Annotated in this window: 13 protein-coding genes; 6 read left to right on the plus strand and 7 right to left on the minus strand. The window is 57.7% G+C overall.

Annotated features, from left to right (window positions below):
- Nucleotides 1–13: 13 nt before the first annotated feature.
- The 3 genes from EV281_RS21760 to htpX all read right to left on the minus strand — a co-directional run bounded on the left by EV281_RS21760 (nt 14) and on the right by htpX (nt 4,128).
- Entirely contained in the window at nt 14–1,681 is a 1,668-nt protein-coding gene (locus EV281_RS21760; protein WP_132656118.1) for a heparinase II/III family protein, read from the minus strand.
- Nucleotides 1,682–1,783: 102 nt separating this feature from the next.
- A complete protein-coding gene (locus tag EV281_RS21765) occupies nt 1,784–3,175 on the minus strand; it encodes an RsmB/NOP family class I SAM-dependent RNA methyltransferase (RefSeq protein ID WP_132656120.1) in 1,392 nt (463 codons plus the stop codon).
- Nucleotides 3,166–4,128 (minus strand): zinc metalloprotease HtpX, encoded by a 963-nt coding sequence (htpX, locus tag EV281_RS21770; protein ID WP_132656122.1) that lies wholly within the window; start codon nt 4,126–4,128, stop codon nt 3,166–3,168. The genes EV281_RS21765 and htpX overlap by 10 nt, the downstream gene beginning before the upstream one ends.
- A 111-nt stretch (nt 4,129–4,239) precedes the next feature.
- On the opposite strand from htpX, the gene EV281_RS21775 reads away from it, so the two are divergent.
- On the plus strand, nt 4,240–4,464 hold the full coding sequence (locus EV281_RS21775) for a DUF1674 domain-containing protein (protein ID WP_132656124.1): 225 nt from the start codon (nt 4,240–4,242) through the stop codon (nt 4,462–4,464).
- A 48-nt stretch (nt 4,465–4,512) separates the two neighbouring features.
- Nucleotides 4,513–4,953 carry a thermonuclease family protein gene (locus EV281_RS21780; RefSeq protein WP_132656126.1) on the plus strand — a complete coding sequence of 147 codons (441 nt, stop codon included), beginning with the start codon at nt 4,513–4,515 and terminating at the stop codon, nt 4,951–4,953.
- A gap of 32 nt (nt 4,954–4,985) precedes the next feature.
- Here the strand turns inward: EV281_RS21780 and acs are convergent, their stop codons facing one another.
- A complete protein-coding gene (gene acs, locus EV281_RS21785) occupies nt 4,986–6,941 on the minus strand; it encodes an acetate--CoA ligase (protein ID WP_132656128.1) in 1,956 nt (651 codons plus the stop codon).
- Between the two features lie 234 nt (nt 6,942–7,175).
- Between acs and EV281_RS21790 the strand changes: the two genes are divergently transcribed.
- Nucleotides 7,176–7,877: a DUF1013 domain-containing protein gene (locus tag EV281_RS21790; RefSeq protein WP_132656130.1), complete on the plus strand. Its 702-nt coding sequence runs from the start codon at nt 7,176–7,178 to the stop codon at nt 7,875–7,877.
- 68 nt (nt 7,878–7,945) lie between these two features.
- Here the strand turns inward: EV281_RS21790 and EV281_RS21795 are convergent, their stop codons facing one another.
- Both EV281_RS21795 and EV281_RS21800 read right to left on the minus strand, forming a co-directional pair.
- Nucleotides 7,946–8,881, minus strand: coding sequence for a flagellin (locus EV281_RS21795; RefSeq protein ID WP_132656132.1), 936 nt, complete (start codon nt 8,879–8,881; stop codon nt 7,946–7,948).
- A gap of 418 nt (nt 8,882–9,299) precedes the next feature.
- Nucleotides 9,300–9,959 (minus strand): YggS family pyridoxal phosphate-dependent enzyme, encoded by a 660-nt coding sequence (locus EV281_RS21800; RefSeq protein WP_132656134.1) that lies wholly within the window; start codon nt 9,957–9,959, stop codon nt 9,300–9,302.
- Nucleotides 9,960–10,156: 197 nt separating this feature from the next.
- On the opposite strand from EV281_RS21800, the gene leuS reads away from it, so the two are divergent.
- The 3 genes from leuS to holA are packed head-to-tail and all read left to right on the plus strand — an operon-like array spanning nt 10,157 to nt 14,351.
- Nucleotides 10,157–12,787, plus strand: coding sequence for a leucine--tRNA ligase (gene leuS / locus EV281_RS21805; protein ID WP_132656136.1), 2,631 nt, complete (start codon nt 10,157–10,159; stop codon nt 12,785–12,787).
- Nucleotides 12,777–13,298: an LPS assembly lipoprotein LptE gene (gene lptE / locus EV281_RS21810; protein WP_132656138.1), complete on the plus strand. Its 522-nt coding sequence runs from the start codon at nt 12,777–12,779 to the stop codon at nt 13,296–13,298. The genes leuS and lptE overlap by 11 nt, the downstream gene beginning before the upstream one ends.
- A gap of 12 nt (nt 13,299–13,310) precedes the next feature.
- Nucleotides 13,311–14,351, plus strand: coding sequence for a DNA polymerase III subunit delta (gene holA, locus EV281_RS21815; protein WP_132656140.1), 1,041 nt, complete (start codon nt 13,311–13,313; stop codon nt 14,349–14,351).
- Here holA and EV281_RS21820 read toward each other — a convergent pair whose 3' ends face one another.
- Nucleotides 14,352–15,233, minus strand: a complete 882-nt coding sequence (locus EV281_RS21820; RefSeq protein WP_132656142.1) for a ParB/RepB/Spo0J family partition protein — start codon at nt 15,231–15,233, stop codon at nt 14,352–14,354.
- Nucleotides 15,234–15,253 lie beyond the last annotated feature (20 nt).

A 15,253-nucleotide genomic window follows, 5' to 3' on the forward strand; every position in this document is an offset into this window, starting at 1 on the left:
TCGCAAACAGCCGCTAGCCCTTGCGTGATAAAAACCAGCGAATTTCGGGTTTCTGCGCAAGATCGAAGTCGATCTCGATCTGGTCCGAGCTGCTGATGCCGGCGCTATCGGCAAAGAAAATATCTTCCGAGATCAGCACTTCATTGCCCGGAGAGGAAAACAGCCAGCTTTCGCCATCCGGCGCCGTCAGTAATACCGATTCCGTATCGTTCTGCCGCGGCACGATCGCCGGATGAATGTGGAAGCGGGCAACCGCCCGCAGCGGACCCTCGCTGTGATATCGGTCATCGGTAACGAAACGGTCCATACCGGTGACGATGGAGCCGGCGGCGTTCAGTGTCAGCTCCCGCTCATGGATAACGCCGAAGGCATCGAGATAGCCGTCATGGCTCGCTTTGATGCCTTCACGGCCATCCTCTGTCTCCAAACGCTCGGCGATGACCGTTTCTACGGGCTCCGTCATCATATGGGCCAGAAAAGCCGAGGGAGAAAACCGGCTGGAGGACGTATCGTTCAAAACGACGGTGGAATGGGCGGCCGTGGTGCGCGCCATCTGCACATATCGCTGGCCAGCGAATTTCGGTGATCCTGAATTGACGATGAAGCGGTAGCGACCGGAGGACATTTCAAAGGAGAGACTGCCGGCATGCGCCGTTCTAAAACAGTGGGGCGAGGGCGGTCCGGTATCAGCGATGATCACCGTCTTGCCGGCCGCGAGCCGCTGGTAGCGCGAATGCGGCAGCGCCTTGAAGGGCTGACCCGCCGTCTCGTCATAACGCAGCACGGACATCAACTCATCCGCCAGTGTCGAAGTGGCCCCGTTGAAGAGTGCGAGATCACCGTCCTGATGACGGAAGAAGCGCAGCGCAGGATACATGCGGTCAATACCCGAAATCAGCTTCTGCGGCAGATCATGGCCAAGATTGACGTAGGTCTGCCGGAGCGGCAGCAGGTCGAGCAGCAACTCCAGCCCAACACGCGGGTTACGAGAGATATGGCCGCCATCAGGCAGAATCTGGCTATCGAATTCGCGATCGAGCGCCTGGGCTGCCCGCCGCACTATCGACGCACGCACCGGCATCGCGACAGAGGCCGTAGCGAGTGCTATGCGGAGACGAAAGCGGACCTCGCCGGCCGAATAGGGCGCCATGCGGCGCAGGTAGCGGATATGAAAAGCCAGCGATTTCATGAAACGTCGATAGAAACCGCGATCGGCATTTTGCAGGACGACCGGAGAATGCGACAACCAGGCAATGACACGCTGCGAGACGACATCAGTCTCCCAGGCGATACCTTCAATACGGCCTCCGTGGATCGAGAGCCAACTATCGACGATCATACGAGCGACGGCCGAACCGCGTTCGCTCTTGTTGGCCCGCATATGCCGCAGCCAGCCGAAGCTATGGAGCCTGATCGCGAAAGCGCGTGACGGAAGGGTCAACGTGAAAGGGGATTTTCCGCCGGTTTCCAGCATACGTCCGGCAAGCGGAAAACGGCCGTCTATGATTTCCTCTGCAACATGTGAATCGATGCCTCTCAGATCCGTCGGCGCGACGATCAGGCGCTCCGGCACTGGGACAGCATGGCGGGAGAAACGCAAACGCAGAAGTGCGGCACGGCGCGTACCGCGCCGCCAAGCTTCCCGAACATACATGCTCGCAAGACGCCGACCGGACTGCATATCAAATGTCTATTGACCCTCGTGGTTAAGAATAAATGAATCAGAACCGATTTCATTAGCCACGATGTATTATTTTGTGATGAAATTAGAATATAATAGTGCTCAAATACGCCTAAGCACGGCTGCGTAGAAGCCATCGAGGCCCGACGCAAAGCCATCAGGCATATCCAGCATTGTAGGAAGCGTGCGGAACTCGCCCAGCGGTGTAATCGCCTGACTCATACCGGGCCATTTTCCTGCATCGATCGGCACACGTTCAATGCTCCTCACATCTTCGAGAACGCGCGCCACGACCATCTCGCCTTCCTGCGGATCAAGCGAGCAGTTGGAGAAGACGAGCAAGCCGCCGGAGTTCAGCAGCGTAATGGCATGGCGCAGAAGACGTTCCTGCAGTGCTGCGAGCTTGGCGATATCCTCGGCGCCCTTTGTCCAGAGCACGTCGGGATGCCTGCGGGTCGTACCCGTCGACGAGCAAGGCGCGTCGAGAAGAATCGCGTCGAAGCGCTCGGACGATTCGAATTTCGTAAGATCCACCGCAATCGTCTCAGCCTTCAGACCAAGCCGCTCGAGATTTGAGCGCAGACGCTTCAACCGGTTTTCAGATTGGTCAATTGCTGTCACCTTACCGCCGGCAAGGATGAGCTGCGCAGTCTTGCCGCCTGGCGCGGCGCACAAATCGGCTACACGTTTGCCGGTGAGATCACCGAAGAGCTTTGCGGGGATGCTTGCAGCCGTATCCTGGACCCACCATTCACCTTCTTCGAAACCGGCAAGCGAAGGAATGCTGCCTTCAAAAGCGGAAAGCCGCACGCCGCCGGTCGGAAGCACGATGCCATTGAGACGGCCAGCCCAACCTTCTGCGTCGGATTTCACCGTGATATCGATGGCCGCCGGCTCAAGCTGGGATTCGGAAACAGCGAGCGCCGGCTCTTTTCCATAAGCTTTTGCGAGTCGCTCGATGAACCAGGCAGGCATGGGCGGAATGTTTGCGACATCTGCAAGGATGCGCTCTTTCTCACGGCCGACACGACGCAGAACAGCGTTGACGAGCTTGGCAAAACGCCGATTACGCGGATCCTGATTGGCCTGCTCGACAGCGAGGTCGACAGCCGAGTGATCGGGAACATCGAGGTAGAGAATTTGCGCTGCGCCGACGGCAAGCAGATGGTGAAGCGCGCGAGCACCTTCAGGCAGCGGCGTTTCAAGAAGCGAGGCAATGGCCGCATCGATGCGTGGCAGATGCCGGAGCGTCGTATTCAGGATCGCACGCACCAGCGCGCGGTCGCTTTCCCCAAGCGCTTTGTAAGCCGGATTTCCATGCTCATGATCGAGCGCGCCATCGAGCGGCAGTTTCTTGTCGACGACAGCGGCAAGGATCTTTGCGGCAGCGGCACGCGCCAGCAGGCCGGGTTTTACCGGTGCCGGTGCTGAGCGTTCTGCGGAAGGTTTAGGTTTGCGAGCTGGCTTCTTCCTGCCGTCTGAATTCAAGACCACGGACCCTTTGGCGGTTGCGAGTCACCGCGGCCCGAACCGGTATTCGGGACCGAGCGCGATTTGCGGGTCGGATTAGCAGCGCGAACCGGCGGCGTCGAGAGGTCGAAGCCTCCGCGCGCCATTTCTTGCAGGGCCGCGATACGGTTTTCGGTGTCCGGATGGGTCGAAAACAAGTTGTCCATACGCTCGCCGGAGAGCGGGTTGATGATGAACATATGCGCTGTAGCCGGATTACGCTCCGCATCGTAGTTCGGCACATGCGCCGCGCCGCGGGCAATCTTGCCAAGCGCTGAAGCCAGCCACAAGGGATTGCCGCAGATCTCGGCTCCACGCCTGTCGGCCGAATATTCGCGCGTACGGCTGATCGCCATCTGCACCAGCATGGCGGCAAGTGGCGCGACGATCATTGCGACAAGCACGCCGACGAAACCAAGGGGATTGTTGTTATTCTCGCGATTCCCGCCGAAGAAGAACGCGAAATTGCCTAGCATGGAGATCGCACCGGCAAGCGTGGCGGTGATTGTCATCGTCAGCGTGTCGCGGTTCTGGACGTGGGCCAGCTCATGCGCCATCACGCCTGCGACCTCTTCCGGCGAAAGGGCAGCAAGCAAGCCGGTCGACGCGGCAACCGCGGCATTTTCGGGGTTGCGGCCAGTTGCAAAAGCATTCGGCTGAGGGTTGTCGTAGAGATAGACCTTCGGCATTGGCAGACCGGCGTTACGAGCGAGATCGCGCACGATCCGGTAAAATTCCGGGGCATTGCGCTCATCGACCTCCTGGGCACGATAGGCTGACAGCACCATTCGGTCAGCATTCCAGTAGGAGAAGAAATTCATGCCGGCGGCGATGAGAAAGGCGATTATCATTCCACCTCGGCCGCCGATCAAAAAACCGACAAACATGAAAAGCGCCGTCATGAAGGCAAGCAACATGGCAGTACGCATGAGGTTCATGAGAGATCTCCATTTCCTTGATTGCGGCACGATGCTTTAAATCCTGGCGCCGGCGCATTATCATTTGGTTATTCGCCAGCCATTTTCAATATTTTCAGGCGGGAGAGCAGTATGCAGACGGCCGATAATGACAACGCAGAAGTTCCGGTGCCCGAGGGTTCCGAGCCGCCACGCAAGATGCTTTCCCCTGCCGCAAGGCGTGCGCTGGCCGAAGCCGAAGAACGCCGTAAAAATGCCAAGCCTGTGGAACTGCCGCCGGAGATTGGCGGACGGGGCGGGGCGGAACCTTCCCGGTTCGGCGACTATGAAATCAATGGCCGTGCGATCGATTTCTAAGCAAATATTCCTATTGACTTGGGAGCATAATGGGAATTTATTCCTTTTATGTTCAAATTCCCGATTTTCCTTTTGTGCCTCTCAGCCGTACCGGCCCTTGCCGCGCGGGACGAGATCGACGGGCCGGTTTCGGCCAGGATTATCCGGATCATCGACGGAGATACGCTGCTGGTCGCCGCGACACCCTGGCCACAGCAGACGATGGAGGTCTATGTCCGCATCCGCGGCATCGATGCGCCGGAGATGCATTCGAGCTGCCCGGCGATCAGAAAAGCTGGCCTGGATGCGCGCTCCGCACTGGAGCAGATGACATCGGGCATCGTGGATATCAAACTGACCGAAATCAGCGGCGACAAATATTTCGGGCGTATCCTCGCCAACGTCACATTCGCAGACGGACGAAATCCCGCACAGGACCTTCTTACAGGAGGCCTAGTCCGCGCCTACGATGGTGGCCGCAAGCCACGGATTCCCTGTGCGGAAGAATAGGGCCGCCCTGGGTAGTAGAGCGGCCACGAAACTCAGGCCGTAGCCTTGTTCTGCCGATTGGCGATCAAATCGTCCACGACGGCCGGATCTGCCAACGTCGAGGTGTCGCCGAGCGAACCAAAATCATCCTCGGCAATCTTGCGCAGGATACGGCGCATGATCTTGCCGGAACGGGTCTTCGGAAGGCCCGGGGCGAACTGGATCTTGTCGGGTGCGGCGATCGGCCCAATTTCGGCACGCACATGCTTGACGAGTTGCTGACGCAGTTCATCCGTCCCCTCATTGCCCGCCATGAGCGTAACGTAACAATAAATGCCCTGACCCTTGATCGGATGCGGGTAACCCACAACGGCGGCTTCCGAGACGAGATTGTGCGAAACGAGAGCGGATTCCACTTCCGCCGTACCGAGGCGATGGCCGGATACATTCAGAACGTCGTCGACGCGGCCCGTGATCCAGTAATAGCCGTCCTCGTCGCGACGGCAGCCATCACCCGTGAAATACTTGCCCTTGTAAGTGGAGAAATAGGTTTGGATGAAGCGCTCGTGGTCGCCATAGACCGTGCGCATTTGGCCCGGCCAGCTATCGGTGATGCAAAGATTACCGTCGGCGGCACCTTCCAGCACCTTACCCTCATTGTCGACGAGTTGCGGCTTGACGCCGAAGAAGGGCTTCGTGGCCGAACCGGGCTTGAGATCGGTGGCACCCGGCAACGGCGTGATCATATGACCGCCGGTTTCCGTCTGCCACCAGGTATCGATGACAGGGCAGCGCTTATCTCCGACAACGTTGTAATACCATTCCCAAGCTTCCGGATTGATCGGCTCGCCGACGGTGCCGAGCAGGCGCAGGCTTTCGCGGGAAGAGCGCGTCACGAAATGGTCGCCGGCGCCCATGAGCGAGCGGATGGCCGTCGGTGCCGTGTAGAAGATATTGACCTTGTGCTTGTCGATGATTTCCCAGAAGCGGCCCTGGTCCGGGAAGTTCGGCACGCCTTCGAACATCAACGTCGTAGCACAGTTCGCGAGCGGCCCGTAGACGATATAGGAATGGCCGGTGACCCAGCCGACGTCGGCAGTGCACCAGTAAATATCACCGGGGTGATAATCGAAGACATATTCATGCGTCATCGCCACATAGACGAGGTAACCGCCCGTCGTATGCAGGACACCCTTCGGCTTGCCCGTCGAGCCCGAGGTGTAAAGAATGAAGAGCGGATCTTCGGCCTTCATCTTCACCGGCGGGCATTCAGCCTTCACCGTGGCGATTTCCTGATGGTACCAGAGGTCACGGCCTGGCGCCCAACCCGTCTTGCCGCCGGTGCGGCGCACGACAAGAACCTTGTTGACCGTCACATGCTGACGGGCGGCAATATGGATGGCCGTATCCGTATTGTCTTTCAGCGGCACCGGCTTTCCGCCCCGGATACCTTCGTCGCAGGTGATGACGAACGTGGATTCACAGTCAACGATACGGCCGGCCAGCGCTTCCGGCGAGAAGCCGCCGAAGACGACCGAATGCACCGCACCGATACGCGCGCAAGCAAGCATCGCATAGGCCGCTTCCGGAATCATCGGCATGTAGATGGTGACCCGATCACCCTTCTTGACACCATGCTTCTTCAAGACGTTCGCCATGCGGCAGACATGCTCGTAGAGCTCGTTATAGGTGATCTTCTTGTCGATATAGGGATTGTCACCTTCGAAGATGATGGCGGTCTGGTTGCCGTTCGTCTTCAGGTGACGGTCGATGCAATTGTAGGAAACATTGGTCTGGCCGTCTTCGAACCACTTGATCGAGACTTTTCCGGTGAAGGATGTATTCTTGACCTTGGTATAAGGCTTGAACCAGTCGATCCGCTTGCCGTGTTTGCCCCAGAACTTGTCGGGGTTTTCAATGCTTTCCTCGTACCATTGCTCGTACTTCGCCTGATCGATCAGCGCACGGGTCTTCACCGGTTTGGAAACCGGATAGATCTTCTCCGACATGGAACTCCTCCTCACAAGGCTATGCAACGGCCGACGGTTTCGACGCAGCGGCCGGGACTCGAATTGCGCAATTCATATCAGGTAGTCTGATGACGGCAATTAGACAAAGGTCATTTCATTTCTGAAGAATTGCAATTCTGCGACAGTGCGATTATATAGCGCCATATTTCCCGGACATTGTGGTGACAATCCACGGACCGCGACACCGGCGCGGACGACAGAAGGACTATATCCATGGCTCAACAACTGCTCATGCCGAAGGCGACTGCCATCTGGCTCGTCGACAATACAGCCCTGTCTTTCGACCAGATCGCTCAGTTCTGCAAACTGCATCCGCTCGAAGTCAAGGCGATTGCCGATGGTGAAGCCGCGCAAGGCATCAAGGGCCTGGACCCGATCGCAACCGGCCAGCTTTCCCGCGACGAAATCGCTCGTGCCGAGGGCAACCCGAACTACAAGCTGAAGCTTTCGGAGCCGAAGGTCCGCGTGCCGGAATCCAAGCGCCGCGGCCCGCGCTATACACCGGTTTCCAAGCGCCAGGACCGCCCGAACGCCATTCTCTGGCTGGTTCGCAACCATCCGGAACTGAAGGATGCCCAGATCTCGCGTCTCGTCGGCACCACCAAATCGACGATCGAGCAGATCCGCGAGCGCACCCACTGGAATTCCGCAAACCTCGCACCGATGGACCCAGTCACGCTCGGCCTCTGCAGCCAGATCGATCTCGACCTGGAAGTGGAAAAGGCTTCCAAGGGCCGACCGCTCCCGACCGCTGCCGAACTCGGCGCGACGCTGCAGTCCGCTCAGGAAACCGAGCGCCTGACGCCGAGTTACGAGCGTGAGGAAGAAAAGGAAATCGATGCCGATGCCGTCTTCCGGAAGCTGAGCTCGCTGCGCTCGACCTCCAAAGACGAGGATGAAGACGATAAGTTTTAAGATCGTCAGATCCTGAAAAATAACCCCGCCAATGGCGGGGTTTTTTGTTGGAGTTCTCCCGCCTGCCTTTAGCTGCGGAAGAGCGAGAGAATATTTTGGGCAGAGGAATTCGCGATCGAGAGAGACTGGATCGCAAGCTGCTGTTGCGTCTGCAGCGCGGAAAGCTTGGAGGATTCTTCTTCCATATCTGCGTCGACAAGGCGGCCGATACCGGAGTCGATAGAATCACCCAGTGCGCTGACGAAGGTTTCCTGCAACTGAATTCTGGTCGAAATCGAGCCGAGCTGCGAGCCTGCATTCGTCATGGCCTGGAGCACGAGTTCTACGCCTGAGAGCGCTCCATCGAGCTGGCCTTGCGTGAAGCTGGTGATATCGAGCGCGTAGATCGATGGCATGACAATAACCGTGCCGCCATAGGTCCCGTTGAACGCAGTGCCGATGATGCCGCTCGTCGTCTGGATCGTGCCATTGCTGTTCATCCCAAACAGGACATTGCCAAGCGTGCCGTCATTCAGCACATAGTCCGTCATCTTGACGGAAACTGCATTCGAACCGTCGCGAACGAAGGAGGAGACGACGCTCTTCGTGCCCGAAGCGCCAGCAACCCAGTTTTCGCCGGAGAAAGATGCCGACTGGGCAATGCTCACGAGCTGCTCTTGCAGCTGATCGATTTCTTCCTGAACTTTGGTCTTGTCGACACCCTTTTCCGTGGCCGCGACGATCTTTGCCTTGATTTCCGTGACGACGTCGATGGCGTTGTCCATGGCGGTATAGGCAGTGTCGACCTTGGCAGCACCGAGGCCGAGAGCGTCAGAAACAGCCGAGAGAGCCTTGTTGTCCGAACGCATGGTCGTTGCGATCGACCAATAGGCAGCGTTATCAGCAGCCTTGTCGATGCGATAGCCGGAGGAAACGCGGCCCTGAGTGTCCTTGAGGCTGTCGTTTACGCCGCGCAGGGTCTGCAGCGCTGCCATAGCAGCGTTGTTGGTAAGGATGCTTGTCATGTTCCGTTTTCCGCGATCGAAGTGAAAGGGGTCATCCGGACAAGTCCGGTAACGGCGACGCTTCATGCAAAACCCGAGAGAGCTGGGTCATTGCCGTTAACGAATGGTTGCACCCAACATAGTTAATAATTCCTCAATTAGGCTTGCGGAAAATTTAATTTAAGCTCTCGTTAGGGCTTGCGGCAGCAATCGATCGGCTTTGGAAAAGCGCGAGGGATCATCAAAAATTTTTCAATGATTAAAAAAGCTTAGAATATCACCACGAGGATTGCTCGGTTTGGCGTTAACCAGAGAAATCGCCTCCTTAAACTTTTCTTCGTATTAATGAATATTATCGCTTTCCAAACAACGGCAGCTGGATACCCACTTGAATCATGAAGGCTCCTTCTGATTCGCAGAGTGCCTCTTCCGCTATTCGTTAACGTGCGCCGAAAATCGCCGAACCAACGCGTACGCTGGTGGCGCCGAACGCAATGGCAGTTTCATAATCGCCGGACATGCCCATCGAAAGCTTTTTGACGCCGCATTTTTCGGCAAGCTTGGCGAGCAGGGCAAAGTGCGGACCGGGATTTTCTTCCGCCGGCGGGATACACATGAGCCCCTCGATGGCAAGGCCGAGCTCATCGCGGCAGAAATTTACGAAAGCCGCTGCGTCGTCCGGCGCTATGCCGGCCTTCTGTGGCTCGAGCCCAGTGTTGACCTGCACATAGAGACGCAGCGCCTTGTCCTGCCGCTTCATTTCCTCAGCTATGACGCGGGCAATCTTTTCACGGTCGACGGTTTCGATGACGTCGAAGAGCGCAACTGCTTCGGCAGCCTTATTGGATTGCAGCGGACCGATGAGGTGTAGCTCGATACCAGGTATTTCTTTTTTCAGGTCCGGCCATTTTCCCTGGCTTTCCTGAACGCGGTTTTCTCCGAAGACGCGCTGGCCCGCCTCGATTGCCAGGCGAATGGTATCGGCCTCAAACGTCTTTGAGACAGCCACGAGCTCGACGGAGCGTGCAGCGCGACCGGCATCCCGCTCTGCTGCGGCGATCTTGGACCGCACTTCGTTCAATCGCTCTTGAAGTTCCATCGCTCTGCCCCGACATCACGCATAATTCCACTGCCAATGCACTAATCACCCGCAGTGGCCTTGCCAAGACTTGTCTCCACGAAATCGCTCCACAGCCGAGATCGAACACCTGAAGCGCCCGCAAAACTTGACGCTTGGTTGGTTTCATGGTGAAGGTCTCGACCAACCTCCCCTGATTTTCCGGAAATTCTGATACTATGGCTACCGAACGTTACAATCCGCGCGATGCTGAGCCCCGCTGGCAGCAAAAATGGAACGAGGAAAAGGTCTTCGAGACCGACAACTCCGATCCGCGCGAGAAATATTACGTCCTCGAGATGTTCCCGTATCCGTCGGGCCGTATCCACATGGGCCATGTTCGCAACTATGCGATGGGCGACGTGGTGGCGCGCTACAAACGCGCCCGCGGCTACAACGTCCTCCATCCGATGGGCTGGGACGCCTTCGGCATGCCGGCAGAAAATGCGGCGATGGAGCGCGGCGTACACCCCGCCTCGTGGACTTATCAGAACATCAGCTCGATGAAGGCGCAGCTGAAGGCCATGGGCCTGTCGCTGGACTGGTCGCGCGAATTCGCCACCTGCGATGTTGAATACTATCAGCAGCAACAGCATCTCTTCCTGGATTTCCTGGAAAAGGGCCTCGTCTATCGCAAGCAGTCCAAGGTTAATTGGGACCCGGTCGACAATACCGTCCTCGCCAACGAACAGGTCATCGACGGCCGCGGCTGGCGCTCTGGCGCGCTGGTAGAACAACGCGAGCTGACGCAATGGTTCTTCAAGATCACCGATTTCAGCCAGGATCTGCTGGATGCGCTCGACACGCTCGACCAGTGGCCGGAAAAAGTGCGCCTGATGCAGAAGAACTGGATCGGCCGCTCCGAAGGTCTGACGATCCGCTGGGAAATCGTTCCGGAAACTGCGCCTGCCGGCGAAACCGAGGTGACGGTCTACACAACGCGCCCCGATACGCTGTTCGGCGCTTCCTTCCTGGCGATCGCTGCCGATCATCCGCTTGCCAAGGAGATGGCGGGCAAAAATGCTGATATCGAGGCTTTTTGCGAGGAATGCCGCCGCGCTGGCACCTCTCTTGCCGCGCTCGAGACGGCCGAGAAGAGGGGTATGGATACCGGCATTCGCGTGAAGCACCCGCTCGACCCATCCTGGGAGCTGCCGGTCTACGTCGCCAACTTCGTTCTGATGGATTATGGCACAGGCGCCATCTTCGGCTGCCCCTCCGGCGACCAACGAGACCTGGATTTCGCACGCAAATATGGTCTGCCGGTCGTACCGGTCGTCATGCCGAAAGACGGCGATGCCGCAACCTTCACCGTCGGCGAAGTCGCATACGACGGCGAGGGCCTGATGATCAACTCGCGCTTCCTTGATGGCAAGACGACAGACGAAGCTTTCCAGATCGTCGCCGACAAGCTGTCTTCCACCCTGCTCGGCAATGCACCGCAGGGCGAGCGCAAGGTCAACTTCCGTCTGCGCGACTGGGGCATTTCCCGCCAGCGTTACTGGGGTTGTCCGATCCCGGTCATCCATTGCGAGGATTGCGGCGTCGTGCCGGTTCAGAAGAAGGACCTGCCGGTAAAGCTGCCGCAAGACGTGACCTTCGACCAGCCCGGCAACCCGCTGGACCGTCACCCGACCTGGCGTCACGTCGCCTGCCCGCAATGCGGCAAGGATGCGCGCCGTGAAACGGATACGATGGATACCTTCGTCGATTCGAGCTGGTACTTCACCCGCTTCACGGCACCCTGGGAGAAGCAGCCGACCGACCCGGCTGCCGCCAATCGGTGGCTGCCGGTCGACCAGTACATTGGCGGTATCGAGCACGCGATCCTGCATCTGCTCTACTCGCGCTTCTTCACCCGCGCGATGCGTGAAACCGGACATGTAGATGTCAAGGAGCCTTTCAAGGGCCTCTTCACTCAAGGCATGGTGGTCCACGAAACCTATAGCCGTGGTGCCGGCATGCACCGCGAATGGGTTTCGCCCGCCGACATCCGCATCGAGGAGATCGACGGAAAGCGCAGCGCCTATCTGCTGGAAGGTGGCGAGGAAATCACCATCGGCTCGATCGAAAAGATGTCGAAGTCGAAGAAAAATGTCGTGGATCCCGATGATATCATTGCATCCTACGGCGCCGACACTGCCCGCTTCTTCGTCCTGTCGGATTCTCCACCAGAGCGCGACGTGATCTGGTCGGAAGCCGGTGTTGAAGGTGCTCATCGCTTCACACAGCGTCTGTGGCGCCTGATTTCCGAAGCAGCCGAAGTACTCTCTGCCGTGGAACCGAAGCCGGCGAAAGAAGGCGAGGCGCTGGCAATTTCTCAGCTCGCCCACAAGACGCTGAAGGCGGTCCAGAACGACTATGACCGGCTCTGGTTCAACAAGGCTGTCGCGCGTATCTACGAACTCGTCAACGCCTTGGCGGGCCCACTGACGAAGATTGCAGCCGGCGAGGGTGATGCAGCCTATCGGGCTGCGATCCGCGACGCGGCCGAGATCCTGATTCAGATCGTCGCACCAATGACCCCGCATTTGGCGGAAGAATGCTGGATGACGCTCGGCAACAAAGATCTGATCGCCAATACGGCCTGGCCGCACTATGACGAAGCCCTCGTCGTGGAGAACGACGTGATCCTTCCTGTGCAGATCAACGGCAAGAAGCGCGCCGAATTGACAATTTCTCGCGACGCAGATCAGAATGCCGTCACCGGAGCCGTGCTGGAATTGGACGCGGTGAAGAATGTCTTAAACGGTCAGGCACCGAAAAAAATCATCGTGGTTCCACAAAGGATTGTAAACATTGTCGTCTGATTTCGCCCGCAAGCTTGCGCGCCGCGCCGGCATCGTAACGATTCTCGTCTCCACGGCATTCCTTTCCGCTTGTCAGGTTCGGCCGCTCTATTCCGAAAGCACGGGCGTTACAGCGAAGCTTGGCTCTGTCGGCTTTTCCGAAGCAAGTACGCGTGTCGGGCAAGAAGTTCGCAACCATCTGATCTTCCTGGCCTCCCGCGGTGCCGGTGAACCTGAGAAGCCCGATTATATGGTTGATATGCAGGTTTCGTCCTATGTTGCCGACACCTTGCTCGTTCAGTCCTCGGATACGTCCCGTGCAGGACGTGCCACGGTGACAGTCAGCTATACGTTGCGGACGACGAAGGACAATCGGATCATCAAGGCAGGCAGCCGTTCTGCAACGTCTCTGCTTGACTTTCCGAGCCAGGAATTCGCTAAGCAGAGAGCAATTCTCGATGCCGAAAATCGCGCCGCCAATCAGGCGGCCGAGTTCGTAGGAGCGGATCTGGCCGCCGCGCTCAGCCGCTAAGGGAGCGGCGGCGTGGCGGAAATCAAATCTCATGAGTTTGAAGGGTTTCTGCAGAGATCTGCGCGCCAGTATCGCATTTATCTGATCTATGGTCCAGATCGCGGGCTCGTTTCCGAGCGGGCTGGCATACTCGCCGGAAAGACGGGTATCGATCAGAACGATCCCTTCTCTCTCACCAAGCTTGATGTCAGCGATCTTCAGAGAGAGCCTGGTCGCTTGGTCGATGAAGCCCAGTCCATTGGCCTTTTCGGCGGTGAAAAACTGATATGGGTGAGGGGGGCTGCAAACGAGAAACATCTCATCGATGCTATCGCCTTTCTAGGCGGCACTTCCCTGGAGGCAGCCAGTATCATCGTTGAAGCAGGCGACCTGAAGAAGGGGTCAGCCCTGCGTAAAACGGTCGAGGCCGCGCGGACCGCTGTCGCTATCCCCTGCTACGCCGACGATGGCCGCGCCTTGAACGCGGTAATCGACAGCGAGCTCTCCGCTGAAGGATTGGGTATAACCCCCGCCGCTAGACAAGCGCTCGTCGCGTTGATCGGCGGAGACAGAATTGCCTCCAGAAATGAGATTCGGAAACTCGCTCTTTATTGCCGGGGCATGGGAACGATCGATGAACATCACGTTACCGAAATAATTGGAGACGCTAGCGCCATTTCCGTCGATGATGCCGTGGATGCGATATTGAGTGGTGACGGCAACAGCTTCCTGCATGCGATGCAGAAAATCACCAGCTCCAAGACCTCGGTTTTTCTGGTTCTTCAAGCCTGCCTTCGGCAATTCCAGCTTCTCGATACGATGCGTGCGGAAATGGACGAGAAGAAACTGCAACCTACACAAATCATGCAGACGCTGGGCAGACATCTTCATTTCCGCCGCAAGCCAATTGTGGAACAGGCGTTAAGAAACTGGAGCGCCGACGCTATCTCCCGTGAGACAAAACGTCTGCAGGCAGCTGTCCTGCAAACAAGACAGCGTCAAATCCTCGAAGACAGCATCGCCATGCAAACGTTGCTTTCCACACTGCAGTCAGGAAGACGCTCCCAAGCTTGATCAGCGGCGCTCCAGAAGCCGGCAGACCTCCTCGAGCTGTTCCAAGGATTTATAGGAAATACGGATCTGGCCGCCGTAGGTCTTGTGATTAATGGACACATCAAGCCCAAGCGCATCCGACAGCGTCCGCTCCAGCGCCAATGTATCGGAATCCTTCTGGTTCTTCTGAACGGGCGCCTGTGGCTCGGACTGCGCCTTGATGTCGTGCTGCGCGAGCTTCTCAGCATCGCGTACTGACATACCCTTGGAGACGATTGTGCGCGCGAGTGCGGCGGGATCCGACGTGGAGACCAAAGCGCGCGCATGACCAGCGGAAAGACTCCCAGCAGCCAGCATGTCACGGACCGGCTCAGGCAGCTTCAACAGGCGCAAAGAATTGGCGACGTGGCTGCGGCTCTTGCCGATGATCTCACCGAGATCATTTTGAGTATATCCATACTCAGCGATGAGCTGCTCATAGCCCAGCGCTTCTTCGAGAGCATTGAGATCGGAACGTTGGACGTTCTCAACGATCGCAATTTCCAGCGCCGTTTTGTCATCTACATCCCTGATGATAACAGGAATTTCGATCAAACCCGCCAACTGAGCGGCACGCCAGCGTCTTTCGCCGGCTATGATTTCATAGCGATCCCGCGCGAGTGTTCTGACGACGATCGGCTGAACGATGCCGTGCTGGCGAATCGAGCTCGCGAGGTCGTGAAGCTCGGCATCATCGAAGAAACGGCGAGGGTTGCGAGGATTGCGAGTGACGAACTCGATGGGGATCATTCGGTCGGCGCTGACCGCAGTCCGTTCCGCATCTGCCGGAACGGGCTGATCCATTTCACCAATGAGGGCTGCAAGGCCGCGGCCAAGCCGTCTTTTCGATGTATCGTCATTCATGTTTAAAACTCGCTCACGAT

Origin of the sequence: Rhizobium sp. BK418 (genome assembly GCF_004341105.1) — a bacterium.
Lineage (GTDB): Bacteria > Pseudomonadota > Alphaproteobacteria > Rhizobiales > Rhizobiaceae > Rhizobium.